This window comes from Dyadobacter sp. HNCC25DJ184 (assembly GCF_056895215.1).
This window is the reverse complement of the sequence record NZ_JBXHAQ010000027.1, coordinates 13982-35491: the sequence shown is the minus strand read 5'-3', so window position 1 is coordinate 35491 and position 21510 is coordinate 13982. Positions and strand designations below refer to the sequence as shown.

The window sequence follows — 21510 nt, the reverse complement described above, 5'->3', positions numbered from 1 at the left end:
ATTTTTTATCGGTTTTCCAGATCTCCATGCATAATAGTATATGATATACCACTGAATAAAAATCGCCCGTTCCCGAACTGATTCCCGTCAAAAGAAGAAGGTATTTCTTATATTGTTTCCACGTAGTAAACTTCTCTTAACAGTCTGCAATGGCCACCAATTATCGTGTCTTTTTTGCTTCCTCTTTTCGACTTGACGATGAACGGAAAGCTTTTGAAATAGCAGTAAGCCGCCTCAATGATGAGTGGAACAGGAAAAGTGCTTACCTGGAATGTGTGATATGGGAAAAACTGGATGCAGGAAACGATCCCGTTCGTAAGCAAAATTTCTATAATGATCAACTCCAAACGTGTGACATACTCGTTTTTGCATACTGGGCTGAAGTTGGAAAATTCACCAATGAAGAGTATCAGTATGCTGCCCAATTGTTTCGAAGCAGCAAGCTGCCTCATATCTACATTTTCAAAAAAACGATACCGGTAGACTTCCTTTTAAATGAGGAAAGCCGGAACAAACTGGCGGAACTGGAGAAGGTTTTATATACCAAAGACAAAGAACAGTGGCCCTGGGAATTCGAAAATGTCGATGCATTTATCCATAAGGTAACCGGTGATATTCGCAGTCTTTTTGACAACCCGGCATATCCGCATTTCAGTTATGGTGAACCGGCTAAAAGATTGACCAACAATGCCGCATCAAAACCGGAAGTGTTTTTTGGGCGTGAGGATGAACTCAACCATATACGCGAATTGCTAAGACCCGGTGGCCAGCTCATGCTTATTAACGCGGAAGGAGGAATTGGAAAAACAACTTTGGCTGCTCAGTTTCTGCATACCAGCATGTATGACTACAAAAATTATGCATGGCTTTTTTGCGAAAGTGGCATCCTTAATGCTATGAAGGAATTGGCAACAGGATTGGAACTGGATCTTTCGAATATGGACGAGCAGCAACAAGTTCAAGTACTCAAACATGCGCTCTCCAAAGTTCAGGATAATTTTCTGTTGATACTTGATAATGCCAATGATGAGAATGAGATACGAAATTTCACACATGAGTTTGAAGGTTTCCATTGGGACGTTCTGATCACCAGTCGTTGCAAGGATATATTGGTGCCGACCCAGGAATTTCACATCACTCATTTACCACCAGAGCTGGCGAAAGCGCTTTTTAAAAAGTATTATAATGAAGATACCCCAGTATTCGACAAACTGCTGGATGGATTTTTAACAGCGATAGAATACCATACTTTACTCGTTGAGATATTTGCCAAAAATTTACTCGAAGCCTCTGAATTAGGTATAGATATGACCAGATTCTTAACGCAGTTTGAGTCAGAAGGGTTATATCTGGAAGACGAAAGTTTCGAAATCAGAACATCGTTTACCTCCAAAACCAGCCGGGAGGTCAGAACGGACGACATTTTGGATATTCTGTACGATTTTTCAAAATTGACGGAAGAACAGCGGTATTGGCTGGTCAATATAGCGTTGCTGCCCATTGAGGACTATCGGTTGGATTTTTTGATAGCTTTGTTGACGCCTCCAGATAAATTGATTTTCCGAAACATCCTGAAAAGTCTTTATAAAAAAGGTTGGGTTAACGGCGCTAATCAAACGTACCGGATCAGCCCGGTAGTCAAGGAACTCATATTAAAGAAGCACGAGTCGACCCGATGGAACGACGCTACCACGCTTGTTTCCAACCTGATTGGCTATATGGAATATCGATCCGACCACGATAACCTGACTAGCAAATTTAAATGGATTCCTTATGCATTGCCATTGACAACGCTTCTGCAAGACTGTTCAGAAGGGTTGTATGCTTCATTTTTGAATGAACTCGCGCTGGCTTTGAAGGTTCTGGGAGGATATCAGAATTTACTGAAAGCCAAAGAGTTACTGGAGCGCTCCATGATTATAAAAATTCAAAACTTTGGAGAGAATGATGCCACCGTATCAGTGGGTCAGTCCAACCTGGCATTGGTTTTACAGGATATTGGGGGAGAACAGAACTTGCTGCACGCGAACGAATTATTGCAACTCGCTCTATTCTCAGACATTAAAAACTTTGGCGAAAATGCGCACGCTGTTTCGATAAAGCGTTCTAACCTCGCCACCGTCTTACGAGCCCTCGGAGGATACGAAAATTTACTGCGGGCCAAAGAGCTGCTGGAACTATCGCTTTTTTCGAAAATTCAAAATTTTGGAAAAAATGCGCCGACTGTTTCGGTAGGCCGGTCCAACCTGGCGATGACGTTGCAAGACCTTGGAGGAAAAGAGAATTTATTGCAAGCAAAAGAACTGGTAGAGCTCGCTCTTATTTCTGATATTCAGAATTTTGGAGAAAGCGCGCCCTCAGTTTCCCTGCGGCGATCCAACCTCGCTGTAATACTGATGTCTCTTGGTGGAGAGCGGAATTTACTGCAGGCAAAAGAATTTATCCAGCTCGCATTGCTTTCGGATCTTCAAAACTTTGGAGAAAATGCGCCATCGGTAGCGTTGCGACGTTCCACTCTAGCTCAAATTCTACAACTACTTGGCGGAGGGCAGAACTTGCAGCAGGCAAGTGAATTGATGGAAATCGCTTTGAATTCAGATATTCAAAACTTTGGCCAAAATTCACCTACCGTAGCTTTTACACGTGCTATTTTCGGTTTGATATTACAAGACATTGGAGGCGATCAGAATCTGTTGTGGGCAAAGGAATTAATGGAACTCGCACTTTATTCAAATATTCAAAGCTTTGGAGAAAGTAGCTACAAAGTAATCCGCGGCCGGTGGAATTTGTTTTTGGTTTTGAAAGACCTAGAAATGTGGGTAGATGCATGGGAACAAATTCGCCTGGTTTATCCATTATCCGAAGAGTATCTTCCTGAGACACACTCAACAAAGCAAGACATCAGGGGTTGGTATCATGAATTCGTGACTAACGGGTATGAATAGTGTTATACATCATCCTATTCGAACAGAATTAGTTGGTTGTCAGGAAACTCTTCTAACAAACCTTCACCACCTCCATCCCCAACAAATCTCCCAGTTTCTTGATTTTGGAACTGACATGCCCCACGCCAATCGCACAGTGGTGTGCGGGGCCGTGGCTATTCCAGTCATTCACAAAACGACGGGCGCCTATTGGAAATCTATAACGGCTGTTGGTATTACCAATTTCCAGAATCGGGCCCGGAACTGATTCGCCTTCTGCCACCAATAGCATCAGGCCGCCGTGTTTTTCAACTACTGAAAGCAGGGTAACCGGACCATTTTTTACACTCATTTCAACGGATACTCCCCTGCCAACTTTTCCATGATATACCTTCAACGGACGCACTTTGGTTTTTCCTTCGGCGATAGCGATGTGGCCTGGACCATCGTGCCCCATCAGCACTATATCGTCCGTAAAATCCATGGCATAGTATTCTGTAAATGAACCACCTGCACCGAACGAATCCATGATCTTCATGGCTTGGGCATTTTTGATTTCATATTCCCCTGCCACGGGAATTCCATTGGCAGTCAGTAATGAGTTTCCCAAAATGATGGACGCAATGGCTTCTTCATTCTCAGGATTTCCGGTCCCTTTATAGTAATATGCCATCGAGCCGAGCTTATATTTTTTCACAAGTCGATCCAGTGCAACGGATGTAATGGCAGCTTTCTCCAATTCTCCTGCGGAGCAATCTGATTGAATATCAAATACTTCTGCAAAAACCTTAATTCTCTCTGTTATATCTTCGCTCGTAACTTCCTTTCTTAATTCTGCCAGCTCTTCAACTTCCAATAGTTCTATATGCCCTCCGAAATGCGCATATTGCTTGGTGAGATCGGAGTATATATCCAGCATTCCGCTGTAGTAATGCCCCATGCATCCCAGCCTGTTTTCGGCCATAATCGCCTTTACACGAGCCGCCTCAATCCACTCTCCTACCTCCTGCCAACATTCAGGATCTTCATGAAGCATTCCCGTAATCTGGTGGAATTTGATTCCGATGCGATTAAATACATTCGCTATTTCGGGAACGGTACACGCCGAACAATAGGACAGCCACTCACCCGTCATGGCTGTACGGTCAGTCATCAGGTTGAAATTTTGATAGTCAATCGCTGCTTCGGGCGCAAGATTAAGGATAATAACAGGAACGCCTAAGCGCTGAACAACCGGCAGAACTGTGGAAGACAGCGCATATGTTGTCACATATAAGAATACCAGATCGACATCTTCTTTTCTGAATAATCTCCCGGTTTCAAACGCTTTGTCTGTGTTATCGACCAGTCCTGCGCTCAGGATATTGGGGTGAAATTGCGAAAGTTTGGATTCAACAACCTTCAAATATCCTTCCAATCGATCTTTTAAACCTTCAAATTGTGGCCAATAGGTGTCAAGTCCAATACCAAAAAGCCCAATTTTCAGGTTTGCGCTATTGATATTTATTCGATTAGAAATGAGCTGAGAAGTGGAAAAATCCGGATGCATTTTTGTTCAGGGTTCGCTGTTCGGTCGATTGATTTTTGTCTGAACTTACAAGAAGTGCGTCTGCCGCTTCTACCTGTCAGGGATGGTGTTTTTGTGTGATTATACTGCTTGGACGCAGTTATTTGGGCTTTGTAAAGACATGGCTCAATATTTCAGGGTTAAATTCTTTCGCAAATGGTTCAAAAAAACGGAGCAGAATTTGCTCTGCTCCGTTTATACAATACCCTTCTCTTACAAATTCAGACCAAGCAAATTTGTATTTTTTAAGCCTGCACTGTTTCCATATCAGTTTGAGTGAGGACTATTTCAATAGCTTTAAGTTGGGTAGTCATTTCCTGCTGATAGGCTAATGCCTGATTAGTTAGTTTTGGAACCAACTCCTTATAATAGGATATTCCAGCCAGCAACTGGTCTTTAAATTTGGCCAGATACTTTTGCTTTTTCTCGCTAAAATGGTTTGTGTGAGCTTCCAAATCCTTTTTGTAATGTGCTACATACAGATTGAGCTCGTTGATAAACATATTAGGTCGCGGAACGTTGTTCAATAAATTGATTTTCCCATAAATATGATTCACCATTTCGTCCAGCGTATATACCTTAGAGAACCAGGCCAGATTTGGTCCCGGGCAAATGGATACGGCTTTGTTTTCCCTCTGATTCAGCAGGTTATTTTTAAGCAAAGCAGATGCACTCAATCCTTCGCATAAGCATAGCTTTTCGGTTACTTCGGCTCTTCGATCCAGATATTCTTCGTTTGTCAAACCCAGAGATTGAAGCTGCTTTATTTTCAGATTCTGATATTGACGGGAAGCCGTGCAGATCGGCTCGGATGTAAACTCCGTATTCGAAACAAGATATTTCTTTTTACACGGGCTACCCGGCCGACCTTTCGCGATCCTTTCCAGACGCTGCTTTTCTGCTGCGCTTTTTCGGAAATTGTTGAATAATACGCCTAATGGCGAGGAATTGCTCACATAATAATCGGACGCATCGGCCTCAGCCAGCTCCTTCAAAGTTGCTTCATCCACATTGGTAACTTCCGGCACCAGCAAAAAAGGGCTTCCCCATCCTGTGGCGTCAACCTGATAGTGGTGCAGCAAAAATTCATTTTCATCCGCTGTCCCTATACCGCCTTGCACCGTAATCCGTAGTTCTGGAACACTCCTGATTTCAATATTTTTATTGGAAAGTGCTGTCTGATACATCGTAAAGAGCTCGTACAACATTTCCGCCTTTTTATTTTTAAATTCATCCAGAATTGGGCCGAGCAAATAACCATCTGTTGCGAAAGCATGTCCTCCGCAATTAAGGCCAGACTCTATGCGAAACTCTGATACCCAGATGCCTTTTTTTGCAAGGTATTTTGCCTGAATAAATGCAGATCGAAAGTCGCTTACTTTTAAAATAATCTTCTTTCGGAGCCAGCTATTTTCATCCGGATAAAAATCTTTGAAATTTTCAAGATAATTGTAAAGTCTCGGATTCATGCCGGCAGACAAAATCAGGGAAGACGTCAGTGTGCTATTTGCAAATCCCCGAAGCGACGCGGAAGCGTCTGAGAACTCATCTCCCAAATTTTCACCGTATGCGTCCTTATTGAGCTTATCAACTTTCGACATGATATTGACATCAATCGCACCCTTTGTCAATCCCTTCCTCAGCTCATCCTGTATAAGCTTTTTACGAGCGACTGACTTTTGATCAATCATTTGCTGATACAAACGTTTCTGATTCGAAGTCTCAGGCAACAACTCAAAATACCGGGTAATATCCGTTCCCTCTACAAAAGGCTGCTGACACAAGTTTTTAAAATTCTTGTCAATAATTCGGTCCATCAAATTCAGATACGCCGTAATCCGCTTTGCTCTAAAGTCTTCCTCGCTGCATTGAATCGGAATATAAGTTTCCCCATTCTCAACGGTATGATGCTTTCTCATGCGTTCGATCATTTCGTCGTCTACGATAGACGCAACAGAAGAAATGCCAAAATGAGAAACTTTGATCGGCGTATCGACCGAATATCCAAGGCCTAACACGGGTATATGAAACGTATGCATCTGTCTAAATGGTGGGACTAATTGAAAAGCCAAAACTAGAACCAAAAGCGTCTCGAACAATTGACGTTAGCCAGAGGCATTTATGATTATGATCATCCGGTTTTCCCACCTAAAAACAATCAACACGAAATCACACACGCTGAAGCGTTCTTCTCAAAACATCTGCGTAAGCGGACAAAATCTCCGGCACGAGTATATCAAACAGTTTTTAGTATTTTATTGATGAAATTTAAAGCACAAGGCAATTTTTTTAACGTATGAAAATCAAGGCGATTATTACAGGTGCAACAGGAATGGTAGGCGAAGGCGTTTTGTTGGAATGTCTTACCAATCCGCAAGTAGAAAGCGTATTGGTGATTAATCGTAAACCGGGAGGTATATCACATCCAAAACTGAGTGAAGTTTTGATCGACGATTTTTTTAATATTCAGCATATTGAATCAAAGTTGGAGGGATATAACGCGTGCTTCTTCTGCCTTGGTATTTCGTCAGTCGGAGTCAGTCAGGAGGAATATAAGCGCATTACCTATGACCTTACCCTGAATTTTGCCCACCTAGTGGCAAAGGTCAATCCCGATCTTACATTTTGCTACGTCACCGGTGCTGGAACTGATAGCAGCGAAGCGGGGCGTGTTGCATGGGCACGTGTGAAAGGTGCGACCGAAAATGCCTTGATGCGTTTGTTTAAAAAGGCTTATATGTTTCGACCTGGATTTATGAAAGCGACAGCTGGTCAGAAAAACCTGAAGAGCTTTTATAAATATCTGGCATGGTTATATCCGATCGGTCGCGCGATATATCCTTCCGGTTTTTGCACCCTGCAAGAAGTGGGCAAAGCAATGATCCACCTTGCAGACAAAGGCTATTCAAAACAAATCATTGACGTGAAGGACATTGTAGAACTTGCAAAAGGTTAAAAATATAAGATTTTTTAACCATGAAATTCAGAATAGTGAATAACCTTAATGATCCTTAATAGCTTTAAGGTGAACACAAAATTTTTTGAAAAAGTAGGGACAAAATTCTTTGATAATCCCCGAAACGCTTGCAAAAAAGCAGTCCGGTTTTACTAAATTTGAGCTAATGGGGTTTCTCACCACAGTTATCTTCTTCACCCCGTCTAAACCTAAGCAATTGCGATGATCAAGTTTGCATATACCATTCTCTACGTGCAGGATGTACCCCGTTCTATTTCATTTTACGAGCATGCTTTTGGTTTTTCAAAGAAGTTCGTCGCCCCCGGAGATGAGTATGGCGAGCTGAGCACCGGCGAAACCACACTTTCTTTTGCCGCTTTTGATCTGGCAAAAACAAATCTCCCCGAAGGTTTTGTGGAAAGCCAACCCAACGGCAAGCCCTTTGGAATTGAAATTGGTTTTGTGGTCGAAGATGTTAATCTGGCTGTAAAAAAAGCTGTTGCCGCAGGAGCAATCCTGGTAGAAAAGCCAAAAACAAAGCCTTGGGGCCAGGTTGTTGCTTATGTCAAAGATCTGGATGGCTTCTTAATTGAAATATGCACTTCGATGGATGAGTAACTGTGCTACAAAGTCGCGCAATTATTTAAAACGATCCACCAAAAGATATGTCACTTTGCCATTTGAAAAACCGATATCCACTTTTTCCAACAAACCGGTGTCGGTAATATATGAGAAATACCATTGGCTCGAAGTATCCATAATCGGGTCGTATTCAGAATCCAAACGTTTGAATAACAAAGAGATGCGATCAAATTTCGACGAATAGATACTTTTGGTGCGAATCTTTACAAACTTTTCTAACAGCACTTCAGCTTTATCTCCTATCCGAACAGAGGATGACGCTGGCTCTCCGACCGGCCATTGCATCATCTTGGTCCCGTTATTTAAAAAGATGCTCTCAACCTGACCGGATTTAATACTGATTTGCACATCAGAATCCGAAGGTTTTTGCCCACCGAGGTATATGCTTTGATATAGCACAAGGCGATTTCCTAATTTGTTCAGATCAGACGAAAAGTCGCCAATAGGCTGGACGTAAGAAACTCCCTTCTCGCGAAGTGTCTGAATTTGAGCATATATATCAGTTGGCTTCGCTTCGATTTTCAGCCCAAGATATTCGCCTGTCGCGATACTGTCATGGCTAATGAGTACAGTAGGTATTGGTTCAATAATAATTTCCGGGGACACATTGTCTTCTTTGAGGCAGCTCCCCATCACACAACATAGCATAACGGCGAGTAACGTATTTTTCATTTTTCAGGCTTTTGGTTTAGTAATATCCTGATGACCCTGCGCTGTACAATTTGGTTGTAACCGCACGAAACCTTTTTTTGGTATCCTTCCTTCTGTTTGAGATCTGCGGTATGACGCCATTCGTTAAAATATCTTAAAAAACGGATGCTATCTGCCACAAACAGGCATATTTATCGGTAATTGAATTCAGACCCGTTTCATGTAAACGCCGGACACAATACATTTTTTCAAACAATCCTATTTAACATCAAAGCCAGTAATGGCATATGACAAATCTCTACCGGAACTAGATTTCCCATTTTTAACCAAACAGATTTTCATATGAACGTGCAGCTCAAAGCCTTACTGGCCAGTAATTGTAGTATTCCCCACGTCGCGATAACCCGCGATTCCCACCTCTCGAAAGATCTCGGGCTGGACAGTCTCGACATCGTAGACCTGATATTACAGATCGAAGATTTATTTCAGGTTTCAATTCCCGATGATGAATATTGGCAGCTGCAAACCGCAGGACAGTTCGACGACTACCTGAAAATCAAAATTGCAACAACGATTCCATATCCTTCCTATTTTGGTAAACGTCTGACTGTCTGAGCGACAGCTAAAATATTTTCAACAATATAGTCAATGGAAAAACCTTTACTTTAATCAAGCCCGGTTAGTACTCAATACACTAGCTCCATTTTGAAATACAAAACTTTCAATACTGGAAACATAAAATTTCCTGATTAAAATATCAAATATCCAACGGCTTGCCAATCTCAGGAATCAACACCTTTTCTCTTAAATTACGCTCATTTGAAACGCGCTCCAATTCTTTTAAAGGCTGACTCATTGGTTCGTCTGACAAATCAAAAGTGCCATAATGCATCGGAATCATATACTGACTATTGAGATCCTGAAAGGCATCAACGGCCTCTCCCGGAGACTGGTGGTTTGCGCTCATAAACCATTTGGGCTCGTATGCACCAATACCCAAAATCGCATAATCAAAACCGCCAAAAACCTCGGCCAGTTGCTTAAAATGTGTATCATACCCGCTATCTCCGCCGAATAAAATCCGCTTTCCCTCCGCCTCAATTACAAATCCTCCCCAGAGCCGTTTATTGGTATCGCCTATCCCGCGCTTGGACCAATGTCTGGACGGAATATAGGTGATTTTCCAATGCTTATCAGTATTAAACTGCTGATACCACCCAGCTTCCTCGATGTATTCTGAACCGGTCAGTTTTTCCGTTAAAGGTTTCATTTCCAACCCGGTCAGGTATATCGCCTCAGGATTTTGCTTCGACAGGATTTTCAAACTTGCCCTGTCCAAATGATCGCGGTGGTCGTGGGATAGCAATATGTAATCAATATTAGTGAGTTTACTGACGGCTAACGGAAATTCGGAATGTCGCTTTACTGAAAGGATATTCCCGAAAACGGGATCGGTCAGCATTTGAATTCCATCTAATCTGATGAAAAAAGTGCTGTGTCCGAGCCACACGATGATATCTTCCGATCCGTTCAGCCATGAGTCGTCACGGAAAATTTCGGGGTTCCATATCTCTGCCTGTTTCGATGCTTTAAAAGGATTATCCTCACACTTCCATTTAAAAACGTCCAGCCAATCGGGATCGAAAGGATGGTTCAGATTCAAAAATCTACCATTTTCATCAATGGGTGTTCCGTTCCAGTTCGCTGGGGCGTTCGGGGAAGCGAGCATCGGATTACTGGTATATTTTGTCGCTGACGGCATTTTAATTTCTGTAAATAAATATCAAAGAAACAGAGATTTCTTTGAATAACACCGGTATATCATATCGGGGCAAAAACCAAAATGATTCTTACATTCTAATCCGGTGGTTTAAACTAAATAGCAGACGGTCAAATCATAATAAAATTCGTTTTAAATATCTTATAACAATTTGATTATCAATAAGTATAATCATAAAGAAGGTGGTTTTATATTTTGTTTATTCACCCTTAAAATTCAACTTTTATGCGTGATATCACCACCACCCTGCTTTACAATTGGTTTGAAAAAGTATGGAACCAGAGCAACGAAGACGCGATTAGTGAACTGATGTCAGAAGATGCCGTATTTGATGGTATTCCAACCCAAAACGAGACGAAAGGGGCGTCTGCTTTTAAGCTGTTCTTTCGGGATTTCAACAGCCAGCTCAGTGATATCCATATCAATGTTGAAGACGTTGTTTCTCAGGATGATATGGAAGCTGCTCGGACAGTGATTCATGCAATAGACAGACAAACCAACACCCCGGTAACCGTGCCGGGCCTTTGCATGATCAGAAAAGAAAAAGGACAGATTGTAGAAGCCTGGAATAACTATGATTTTCTTTCAATGCACCAGCAACTGGGTCAGAAACTAGTCGCGGTTTGATACTCCTTTTTTGAGAATCAGAATTAAGGAATTGAAAGATCACCAACCAAAAGCGATCTTTCAGTCTCCTGATCCCGAAAACCCGACCCAACATTTTAGAAACATTGATTGAGTTGCATCTTAATTATTCGAAAGTTGCAACTCAATTAATTTCCTACCCCCAACTGTTGAATATAGCTGATGACGCCATCGGGATAAACGCCCAGCCAGATGATGATGATCGTCAGAAGCGACAGGACGATCATGCTCATACGAAAGAATGAGGGATGTTTTTCTTTGGGCTCGGCGATGGTCTGCCGCTCGGTGGTAAACATGACGGTGATGACGCGGAGATAATAATAGAGACCGATTACGCTGCTGGCGACAAGAATTAAAACCAATATCCAAAAACCTTTTTCAACACTGCTGGCCAGTATATAAAATTTTCCCGTAAACCCCGCAGTCAGCGGAATACCAGCAAGGGAGAGAAGTGCGGCACTCAATATGCACGCTTGCCCGGGATGTTTCCAGAAAAGTCCGGTGTAGTTTTCGACTTCCTCCGCATCCTCTTCTTTTCCAGATGAAACGGCTATAATTCCAAATGCAGCGAGTGTTGTGACGAAATAGGCAAAAAGATAAAAACTGATAGCCTGAACGCCCATAGCGTTGCCCGCAATAAATGCGACCAGCAAATATCCCAAATGCGCAATGGAAGAATAGGCCAGCATACGTTTCAGATTGGTTTGCCGTAAAGCCAGAAGGTTGCCGATTACCATGGACGCAACGGCTATGCAAATCAGACTCATCGTCACAACCGGAAACTTGAAGCCATTAATTGCCAGAAAAAGACGCAGTAATACGGCCATTACGCCTCCTTTCGATGCTGTCGCGATAAAGGCGGTTACCGGTACGGGCGCGCCCTGATATACGTCGGCCGTCCACATATGAAAAGGAACAACTGCGAGTTTAAATCCTACACCGACGAGCATCATACCTAGCCCGGTTAACACGATGGGCGGCAATGATTGTTCTCCTGCCAGCCGAGCAGCCATAACCGAAAACTGCATATTGCCGGTTTGCAGGTATATCAACGCCATTCCAAAAAGCAGAAAAGCCGATGAAAAGGCAGCTAATATCAGATATTTCACACCTGCTTCAATGCTGTGATTTCTTTTGCGGAGATAGGCGATCAAGGCGTATAAGCCGACCGTGAGGATTTCCAGACCTAAAAACAATGAAATAAAATGTGCGCTGATGGCCAGCACGCAAGCACCCAGTGTGCACAGAAAAAGCAGTACATAATATTCCTTTGGCCCTTCTTCTTTTTCCTCAAAATAGATATAAGAAAGGATATTCACGACCAAAGCAGAGAATATGATCAGCCCCATCACAAATATGCCAAAACCGTCGATCACAAACAGCGGATCGATATGATATGGCAGTATATCCTGAATATAAAACAACGAACAAAAGGCTATCAGAAACAATATCAAACTGCTGATTTGAATGATGCGATGACTGAGTTTGATTACAATCAGCATCATGACCAGCACTGAAGAACCGGCCAGCAGCAGCAGGGGTATGAGGGCGAAGAAATCGTTATCTGACATGGGATTTCTAATATTTTTTTACGAGATATTTCTCCTTATCCGGATCTATTCCACTTTTAATACCTTGATTATCAGCTTGTAATATGATTACCAGTTTATCAATGGCAGGTTTGGCCGTATCGATAACCGGCTGTGGATATACTCCAACTACCAGAATTGAGATTGTCAAAACAGCCATGACTACCATTTCCCGCACAGAAAAATCAGGGACATCGCCATATCTTTCCTGTGGTCCCAGAAATATTTTTTGGACAATTCTCAACGAATAAACGGCGGAGAATATCAAACCTAGGGAGGCTATAATTGTGATAGGCATACTGGCCTTAAATGCACCGAGGAGTACCAGAAATTCCGCCACGAAATTCCCTAAACCGGGTAACCCGAGCGACGCCATCGCGAACAGCAAACCTATCGCACCCATATGCGGCATACGCGCCCAAAGACCACCCATTTGATTGATATCCCGGGTATGAAGTCTCTCTTTTAGCATTCCTGCCATGATAAACAGCGCGCCGGTACTGATAGCGTGGGTCACCAATTGCATTACTACACCCTGCAGCGCCAGTTCATTAAACGAAAAAATGCCAACGAGCACAAACCCCATATGGCTCACACTGGTGAACGCCACAAGTCGTTTGAGATCCGTTTGAGAATATGCCAAAACTGCTCCGTAAATGATACCAATCACTCCTAGCGTCATGGCTGGCAACGCGATCTCAGATGCGGCTGTCGGGAAGAACGGGATGACAAACCTCAGCATACCATATGCACCTGTTTTCAGTAACAAACCAGCCAGCAATAAACTTCCCGCGGTCGGTGCTTCGCTGTGCGCATCCGGAAGCCAGGTATGAAAGGGAATGACCGGGAGCTTGACCGCGAAAGCAACCATAAAACCCAGCATAAGCCAGTATGCGTTGCCCTGGGGCACTACTGTTCCTAATAATTCAAAGTAATTGAAAGTATAAACTCCAGTATTTTGACCATGAATGAAATACAGACCAAGTATTGCGAGCAGCATCATTAACCCGCTGGCCTGCGTAAAAATGAAGAATTTATAGGACGCATATACCCTGTTTTCGCTTCCCCAGATACCGATCAGGAAGTACATCGGGATCAGCATAACCTCCCAAAAAAAGTAAAACAGAAAAAGGTCCATGGCCATGAAGACGCCACAAACTCCCGCAAGTATCCACAGCAAATTGAAGTAGTAAAATCCGGGTCTTTCCTGAATTTCCTGCCACGAACAGAGGACCGCCAATATCCCTAAAAAGAAAGTCAGAACCAGTAAAAGCAGACTTAAACCGTCGATCGCGAGATGGAAACTGATTCCAAATGATGCGATCCAGACATGCTTAAAATCTGCGAGCCAAACTTTATTGGCCTGCGACATCTCGACCGCCTGATCCTGATTGATCCAAAAAAACAGCAATATCAAAAAACCGGAAATCACCGTACCGAGCGCCACCCAGCGGGGGAAAGTGGTATTCCACTGTCCCAATAAAAGCCCTGCAATTCCGCCGCCCATCAATATCCCTATAAGCCAGATCGTTATCATAGCATAATTTGTAAACCTAATATGATGATTGCACCGATAACCATGCCCATTATATACCATCTGAGTGATCCTGTCTGGGTCATGGACATGAATCGGTAAAGCCGGTCGGTAACGGCGGTTATTCCTTCATAAAGTCGGTCGATTATGTCATTTTTGTTGACCTGAGCGAGGAAAACGAAGGGAGTTACGAACAGCACATTGTACAGTTTATCAAAAGCCCAGCCTGAAAACCAGAATTGGTAAAGACTCATTACCAGACTGTTCTCACGCAGTCTTTCAATTCGGGAGGGTTGTTTGTAATAAAAAAGATAAGCCACGAAAACGCCTGCAATTGTTGCGGCAGCGGCTAATAATTGAAATTGCCATTCGGTCTCGATATCAACTCTTAAAGCTGTTGATGGCAGAACAGGATGCAGCAGATCGGAGAAAAGTGTAAGATGCCCGAAATTATGCGGTAGTTCTATAAATCCCGCAAACACAGCAAAAATCGCAAGAACGACCAACGGAATCGTCATTAATTTACCCGGAAGGTGGCCGATTTCAGTTTTGGTTTCTCCCCAGAACGTCACGATCATCATTCTGGCCGTGTATATTGCGGTGATAAATGCGCCTAAAAATGCTGTCAGCCATAAGGCAGGGCTTCCTTTTTCGGACGCCCAGGCATACCATAATATCTGATCTTTGCTATAAAAACCTGAACTAACCAACGGTATCGCCGCCAGTGATGCTGAACCGATCAGAAAGACCCAGAATACAACAGGCATTTTGTTCTTTAATCCCCCCATTTTGAACATATTGTGCTCGTGATGAAGGGATTCGATGATCGCACCGGCAGCTAGAAAGAGGAGGGCTTTAAAAAATGCATGTATCATAAAATGAAAAATGGCGGCTGACCAGGCACCGACGCCCATGGCCAGAAACATATATCCGATTTGGCTGATGGTGGAATACGCCAGAACCCTTTTGATATCAAACTGGGTAAGCGCACTGAAACCGGCAATGAACAAAGTAGCCGCTCCGATAATCGCGACCGTCATTTGAGCTATGGGCGCCAATTCGAAAATGACATGCATTCTCGTCACCAGGTACACTCCCGCTGTCACCATGGTGGCTGCATGAATAAGTGCGCTAACCGGCGACGGACCCGCCATCGCATCCGGCAACCAAGTTTGCAATGGTAACTGAGCCGATTTGCCAACGCCTCCTGCCAACAGTAATAGTGCAATGGCGGTAGCGATTGAAGTTTTGTCCTGCAAAACAGTTGGAGCAGCAGTATTGATTTCAGAAATAACGAGCGTCCCAAACTGATAGAATATCATGAAAAGACCGATGGCCATCGCAGTATCACCGATTCTTGTAATGATAAACGCCTTTCGAGCGGCATATCCGTTTGCCGGATTTTCATACCAAAAACCGATCAGCAGATAACTGCACAAACCAACTCCCTCCCAACCCAGATACATTAGCAAAAGGTTGTCTGCCAGGACCAACATCAGCATCGAAAAAACGAACAAATTCATACTCGCGAAAAAGCGGGAATAGTCGTCATCGTGCGCCATAAATCCGGCAGAATAAATATGGATCAATGCTCCGATAAACGTGATGACAAAAACAAAGACCAGCGATAATGCGTCCAGCGAGAGGGTCACGGTTGGTTTGAAACCAGCGACATTCATCCAGGTCCATAAGGTTTGTGAATAGTGCCCGGTTTCTGGAGTATTTGACAAAAAATTGAGTCCGATGACAATCGAGACGAGAGCGGACAGGCATATACTTCCCGCACCTGTTGCCGCGATAAGCGGTCGGGGCAAACGTTTTCCTCCTGTTACCAGTATCAGAAAGCCGGCTAGGGGCAAAGCAGGTATGAGCCACAACAGATTGTCCATGTCAATTGGATTAAATAGTGCACTATCCGTTCATTTCTTTAAGCTTATCAATATCAAGCGATTTGTGTTGATGATAAATTTGCAATATCAACGCGAGGCCAATTGAAACTTCGGCGGCTGCCATGGCCAGAATAAAAATGAACATCACCTGCCCGTCCGGCTGCCCCCAACGCGAGCCAGCCGCCACGAATGCCAGGCCGGAAGCATTCAGCATAATCTCCACCGATAAAAGCATGAAAATTATATTCTTGCGGATGATGACGCCTGTTATGCCCAACACAAACAGTAAACCTGCCAGCAGCATAACCATTTCGATAAACGCGGGTGATTTCATAGGTTGTCTTTTAAAACTTCGGCAATCAGTTTTCGGGGTCTTCCTCAAACATTTGATACTTGATATCCTGAAAAAGGAACAACTAATATTTCTTGACTTCTTAATGGTTTACAAACCTCACAACACATCCTCCTCTTTCAAAAACCGGTGCAGCACCATTTTCTTGTGTCGCCCGATGTGGGCTGCTCCCACAACCGCCGCCATCAGCAACATTGCAGCCAGTTCAACACCGATCATATAGACCCGATATAGTGAGAATGCAACCTGTTGTGGCGGAACCTCCTCCTGCGTATATGCAACCGGATCCGCTGATGCGATCAGGTAAACGAATTCTATCAGCAAAACGGCTGACAGAATTGCAGGACCAAGCCACACTTTGGTTTTGAGCCATACTTTTTCCTGCTCCGCGGTTTCCTCTCCAAGGTTCAGGAGCATGATCACGAATATGAAAAGCACCATAATCGCCCCGGCATATATGATCACTTCGAGTAACGCCGCAAATGAAGCGCCTAACAAAAAGAATATCATGGCGAGTGACAGCAAAGAAATCACCAGATAAAGCAGGGCATGCACAGGATTATGCCTCGTGATCACCAAAATGGTCGATATCACCGTAACTGCTGCTGTGACGTAAAATGCGATATCCATAATTACGGGATTAAGCTGCGTATATCTACGGGCGGTTCTTCGTTTTCGCCCTCTCCTTTATCCTTTATTCCTGCTGCAAGTCCGGCCACTTTGTAATAATTGTAGCCTGGATATTTCCCTTCGCCGTCGATGAGTAAATCTTCTTTTTCATATACCAAATTCTGCCTGTTATACTCCGCCATTTCAAAATCAGGAATCAACTGGATTGCATAAGTCGGGCAGGCTTCTTCGCAATAACCACAGAAAATACATCGTGAGAAATTGATCCTGAAAAACTCCGGATATCGTCTGCCATTTTCGTCCTCAGTTGTCTGAAGTGATATGCAGTCTACCGGACAGGCGGCTGCGCATAGATAACAACCCACACAACGCTCGCCCATATCCGGGTCGCGGGTCAGGACGATCCGCCCTCGCCAACGTGGATGCAGCTCCACTTTTTCTTCCGGATACTGGATGGTCTCCCGTTTTCTGAACATATGCAGAAAAGTAAGCCACATTGATCTTAGCAGACTCAGCATGATTTCCTGGTTTTGAGCTGTTAGCTATTGGCTTTTAGCCTTTTGCTATTAGCGGTTGGTTTGTAAGGGATTAGGTATTAGCTGTTAGTTTTAAAATTTTTCCGCGGCCTGTGACGCAATTCGCTCAACTTCAAGATCTTACGATTTTATCCCGGCCAACATTCATTCACTCACTCAACAATTAGCGTAAACGCCCCCGTTATCAACAAATTCAGCAGTGCAACGGGCAGAATTACTTTCCAGCCGTACTCCATTAACTGGTCGTATCTTGGTCTTGGAAGCGATGCTCTCAGCAATACAAAAAGTAGGATAAAAGCCGCGGTTTTTAAACCAAACCATACCAACCCGGGCAGAAATGCAGGCCCCAGCCAGCCACCGAAAAATATTGTCACCACCATCGCCGATATCAGTGTAACACCCAGATATTCACCAATAAAAAACATCCCAAATTTCATCCCCGAATACTCCGAGTGGAAACCGGCCACCAACTCACTTTCTGCCTCGGGTATATCAAATGGCAACCGGTGCGTTTCGGCCACACCCGCAATCAGAAAGATGATAAATCCAACCGGCTGAGTCAGCACAAACCAATAATCCTTTTGTGCCAAAACAATATCAGTCAACCGAAACGAGCCTGCTAGCATAACTACGCCCATCAGCGAAAGACCCATAAACACCTCATAGCTAATCATTTGCGAAGCGCCTCTTAACGCACCTAAAAGCGAGTATTTGTTGTTGGAGGCCCATCCGCCCAAGACAATACTATATACCCCCATCGACGACATCGCCAGAAAAAACAGCAGGCCAACGTTCAAATCCGATATCAAAATTCCGGGAGCAAAGGGCACCACTACAAAACTCAACAACACTGCCGCTGCGACAATAGCCGGAGCGATTACGAAAATGACTTTGTCGGCAAAAGGTGGTATCCAGTCTTCCTTGAAAAACAGTTTAATCGTATCTGCCGCAACGATCAACAATCCAAACGGTCCCGCCCGATTGGGTCCATATCGGTCCTGCCAAACGGCCAGCATCCTGCGTTCAACCCATATCAGCAGGGCGGCGATGGTGGTGAGTGTGAACAACACAATCACGATCATCAGGACATAGGTTACGATTTCGTCCATATTGGTAGTTTGGATAACATTGCTTTTGCTGGCCAACTTATTCCCTGCATCGATGGAAAATTGGAAGGAAGTCCCGCCAACCCCACTTTCAATTGGCTTGACAGCCGAACCGAAACATCGTATCCCTGTTCACCTATTTGCACATGAATCCGATCATTTTCATGCAACTCCATGCGCTCGGCATCAGTCTTTCCAATGAGAATAAAAGGCTTTCCAGCGCGCTCCATGATCGCCGGAGAATATACACTCAGTTCATCTGAACCGAAAATCCGGGCTAATGGGAAGAGCAACATTTCACCCGGAGCTGGTTCATATGCTTTTGGAATATGATTTTGAAAGCCAAGTCCCGACGATAACCCACTATCCAGCAATCTCTTACCAGGATCTCCTCCATGCAACGGCCCGCCGACTTCAATCTGATATTTATTAATCGATTGCACCGAATTCCAACCCGGCGACCAATAAAACGGAATCATCGGCGATGGTGGAATACCGCGATATCCTTCCATGGTGAACGACAAGCCGGAGTCAGTATCTTCTGGCGGCTTGGGTTCGCTGACCGCTATATTGGCCAAAATGGAAGTTCGTCCACTATACCGATGAGGTTCACGCGGAATTTTCTGGCCATTAACCCTGAAATCTGCCGGCGGCGCTACCAGCTCAACTCCATTGAATTGCGGCATAATTTCCTTCAGCTCATTCAGCAGATCTTCTGGTTCGGTCAAGTCTTCAGGCGTGGTTCCTTTCTTAAATTGCCGGAATTCATCGAGCCATCTCCAGCTTTCGCGGATATTTTCATTTTTTGGCATAAACACCTGGAAAAAACGTTGCGCCCGTCCTTCCTGATTGACCAACGTTCCATCGCCTTCTGCAAACGTCGCAACGGGAATTACCACCGAAGCGCGACTCGACGTGGCATTATGTAAATGATCCAATACAATCACCTGTTTGGCAGCGTCCAAAAGGCTGTCAATATCTTTTTTGGTACCCCGTCGATACAGATCATTTTCCAGAATAATCACTCCCTGAGCCTCGCCGTTTTTAATTTTGTCAAAAGCCATGTTCAGAGATGGCACGTGCATCATGGCCAGTCCCATGGAATTGGCTTCGGGAATAATGAACGAAAGACTGGCTTTAGTAGATTTGAGATTTAACGCCACCGCGATATTGGAGGCCGCTTTTATGATATCCTCACTATACAAACTTGTTCCCGAAATGATCAACGGCCTTTCGGCTTTTTGTAAAATATCTGCGATTTGCTGCGCGCGCTTCAATGTATCTTCATCTAATCCGGAAGGTGCTGGGGCCGTCGAGTCCAGATAGTTCGCAATAGCATATCCAAACCGGGCAATATCATCCGGCGCAGCGTTGTATTTGTCGCATGCGATCTCATCCAGTTTCGTTTCCGAAGGATATGCGATCATTACCTCGCCGTGTTCCTGCTGTATCAATTCCCGCAAAGCTGCGTCGTGCCAGTCTGGGATTTTAATATCCTTTGCACTTTCCAAAGGTTTTTTCCTCGCGGCTTGCCGAACAGCCAACGCAAGTCGCGGTGCCGAGTTGGTCGGGTCTTCACCCAATATCAGAACCACATCCGCATTTTCTATTTCCCTGACCGACGGCGTATGAATTTGTCCGGAGTTCATGGTATCAAGAATGAGGTTCAGCAGTCCTACTTCCTTTTCCGATACACCCTGACAAAAGGATTCTTTTCCAACCAGTTGCATCAAGGCAAAATTCGCTTCCAACGACGCTCGTGGCGAACCAATACCGATCATTTTTGTATTCGCCAAAACAGCTTTCAGATGTCCATATAGACTTTGCTTTGACCCGTCCGACGCCAATTCACCTCGAATAACCGGTTCTTTAATTCTTGAAATATTGTTTACAAATTCATACCCAAACCGACCTCTGTCACATATAAAATAGCCATTCACCTCCCCATTAAACCGACTTGTGATCTGACGCAATTCTCCATATCGTTCCCCGGCGATGATATTACACCCCACGCTGCAATGCTGACAAATGGACGGTGCCATGGTCATATCCCATTTGCGGTTATAATGTCCTTTCAGGGTTTTATCGGTAAATACGCCTGTTGGGCAGACCTCCGCCAGATTTCCGCTGAACTCATTTTCAAGTACTCCGTCTTTCTCGCGGCCAAAATAAACGTGGTCATGGGCAGCAAAAACATCCAGATCTTTTCCGCCTGCATAATCTTTGTAAAAACGAACGCAACGGTAACACTGAATACACCGGTTCATTTCATGATTAATAAACGGACCCAGGTATTGATTTTTGTAGGTACGTTTTTTGAACTGAAAGCGGCGGTATGAATGCCCCGTCATAACGGTCATATCCTGCAAATGACAGGAACCGCCCTCGTCGCATATTGCGCAATCGTGCGGGTGATTCGTCATCAACCATTCAATATTTTGGGAGCGAAAATCCTTTGCAACTTTGTCATCAACAGACAGATGCATATTATCGCGCACACTTTCCATACACGACATCACGAGTCGCCCTCTGGTATCATCTTCATCCTTGAAAAGTTTCACCGCACACTGGCGACAGGCCCCAACGGAACCCATGGCCGGGTGCCAGCAGAAGTAGGGCAGGTTAAAACCAAGCGTCAGACAGGTTTCCAACAGGTTTTTGCCTTCCTTCACATCATACGGCTTCTTATCTATATAAATGAGTGCCATG

17 protein-coding genes are annotated in these 21510 nt (G+C 44.1%); 5 read left to right on the top strand and 12 right to left on the bottom strand.

Going from position 1 to position 21510, the window contains the following annotated elements:
• The first annotated feature begins 149 nt into the window (after positions 1-149).
• Positions 150-2945, top strand: a complete 2796-nt coding sequence (locus AC1XUD_RS26090; protein WP_483363993.1) for an NB-ARC domain-containing protein — start codon at positions 150-152, stop codon at positions 2943-2945.
• A 52-nt stretch (positions 2946-2997) separates the two neighbouring features.
• On the opposite strand, the gene AC1XUD_RS26085 is transcribed toward AC1XUD_RS26090, so the two are convergent.
• Positions 2998-4473 carry an arabinose isomerase gene (locus AC1XUD_RS26085; RefSeq protein WP_483363992.1) on the bottom strand — a complete coding sequence of 492 codons (1476 nt, stop codon included), beginning with the start codon at positions 4471-4473 and terminating at the stop codon, positions 2998-3000.
• Positions 4474-4736: 263 nt separating this feature from the next.
• Complete coding sequence (locus AC1XUD_RS26080; RefSeq protein WP_483363991.1) at positions 4737-6530, bottom strand: hypothetical protein; 1794 nt, start codon at positions 6528-6530, stop codon at positions 4737-4739.
• A 257-nt stretch (positions 6531-6787) separates the two neighbouring features.
• On the opposite strand from AC1XUD_RS26080, the gene AC1XUD_RS26075 reads away from it, so the two are divergent.
• Both AC1XUD_RS26075 and AC1XUD_RS26070 read left to right on the top strand, forming a co-directional pair.
• Positions 6788-7447, top strand: a complete 660-nt coding sequence (locus AC1XUD_RS26075; RefSeq protein WP_483363990.1) for a Rossmann-fold NAD(P)-binding domain-containing protein — start codon at positions 6788-6790, stop codon at positions 7445-7447.
• 222 nt (positions 7448-7669) lie between these two features.
• Positions 7670-8065, top strand: a complete 396-nt coding sequence (locus AC1XUD_RS26070; protein ID WP_483363989.1) for a VOC family protein — start codon at positions 7670-7672, stop codon at positions 8063-8065.
• Between the two features lie 21 nt (positions 8066-8086).
• On the opposite strand, the gene AC1XUD_RS26065 is transcribed toward AC1XUD_RS26070, so the two are convergent.
• Positions 8087-8761: a hypothetical protein gene (locus tag AC1XUD_RS26065; RefSeq protein WP_483363988.1), complete on the bottom strand. Its 675-nt coding sequence runs from the start codon at positions 8759-8761 to the stop codon at positions 8087-8089.
• 321 nt (positions 8762-9082) lie between these two features.
• Here AC1XUD_RS26065 and AC1XUD_RS26060 point away from each other — a divergent pair, with 321 nt between their 5' ends.
• Positions 9083-9355, top strand: coding sequence for an acyl carrier protein (locus tag AC1XUD_RS26060; RefSeq protein WP_483363987.1), 273 nt, complete (start codon positions 9083-9085; stop codon positions 9353-9355).
• 142 nt (positions 9356-9497) lie between these two features.
• Here the strand turns inward: AC1XUD_RS26060 and AC1XUD_RS26055 are convergent, their stop codons facing one another.
• Entirely contained in the window at positions 9498-10502 is a 1005-nt protein-coding gene (locus tag AC1XUD_RS26055) for an MBL fold metallo-hydrolase (RefSeq protein ID WP_483363986.1), read from the bottom strand.
• A gap of 243 nt (positions 10503-10745) precedes the next feature.
• Here AC1XUD_RS26055 and AC1XUD_RS26050 point away from each other — a divergent pair, with 243 nt between their 5' ends.
• The gene (locus tag AC1XUD_RS26050; RefSeq protein ID WP_483363985.1) at positions 10746-11147 is read left to right on the top strand and encodes an ester cyclase; all 402 of its coding nucleotides are present in this window, start codon (positions 10746-10748) and stop codon (positions 11145-11147) included.
• 146 nt (positions 11148-11293) lie between these two features.
• Here AC1XUD_RS26050 and AC1XUD_RS26045 read toward each other — a convergent pair whose 3' ends face one another.
• From AC1XUD_RS26045 to nuoG, 8 genes are all read right to left on the bottom strand, one after another.
• Positions 11294-12736 carry an NADH-quinone oxidoreductase subunit N gene (locus AC1XUD_RS26045; protein ID WP_483363984.1) on the bottom strand — a complete coding sequence of 481 codons (1443 nt, stop codon included), beginning with the start codon at positions 12734-12736 and terminating at the stop codon, positions 11294-11296.
• Between the two features lie 7 nt (positions 12737-12743).
• Positions 12744-14291, bottom strand: a complete 1548-nt coding sequence (gene nuoM / locus AC1XUD_RS26040) for an NADH-quinone oxidoreductase subunit M (RefSeq protein WP_483363983.1) — start codon at positions 14289-14291, stop codon at positions 12744-12746.
• Positions 14288-16177, bottom strand: coding sequence for an NADH-quinone oxidoreductase subunit L (gene nuoL / locus AC1XUD_RS26035; protein ID WP_483363982.1), 1890 nt, complete (start codon positions 16175-16177; stop codon positions 14288-14290). The genes nuoM and nuoL overlap by 4 nt, the downstream gene beginning before the upstream one ends.
• Before the next feature lie 22 nt (positions 16178-16199).
• Positions 16200-16511: an NADH-quinone oxidoreductase subunit NuoK gene (nuoK, locus tag AC1XUD_RS26030; protein WP_483363981.1), complete on the bottom strand. Its 312-nt coding sequence runs from the start codon at positions 16509-16511 to the stop codon at positions 16200-16202.
• Positions 16512-16628: 117 nt separating this feature from the next.
• Positions 16629-17159, bottom strand: a complete 531-nt coding sequence (gene nuoJ, locus AC1XUD_RS26025) for an NADH-quinone oxidoreductase subunit J (RefSeq protein WP_483363980.1) — start codon at positions 17157-17159, stop codon at positions 16629-16631.
• A 2-nt stretch (positions 17160-17161) separates the two neighbouring features.
• On the bottom strand, positions 17162-17677 hold the full coding sequence (gene nuoI, locus AC1XUD_RS26020) for an NADH-quinone oxidoreductase subunit NuoI (RefSeq protein ID WP_483363979.1): 516 nt from the start codon (positions 17675-17677) through the stop codon (positions 17162-17164).
• A 170-nt stretch (positions 17678-17847) separates the two neighbouring features.
• Entirely contained in the window at positions 17848-18804 is a 957-nt protein-coding gene (gene nuoH / locus AC1XUD_RS26015; RefSeq protein WP_483363978.1) for an NADH-quinone oxidoreductase subunit NuoH, read from the bottom strand.
• A complete protein-coding gene (gene nuoG / locus AC1XUD_RS26010; protein ID WP_483363977.1) occupies positions 18789-21509 on the bottom strand; it encodes an NADH-quinone oxidoreductase subunit NuoG in 2721 nt (906 codons plus the stop codon). Before nuoG ends, nuoH begins: the two co-directional genes overlap by 16 nt.
• Position 21510: the final 1 nt, after the last annotated feature.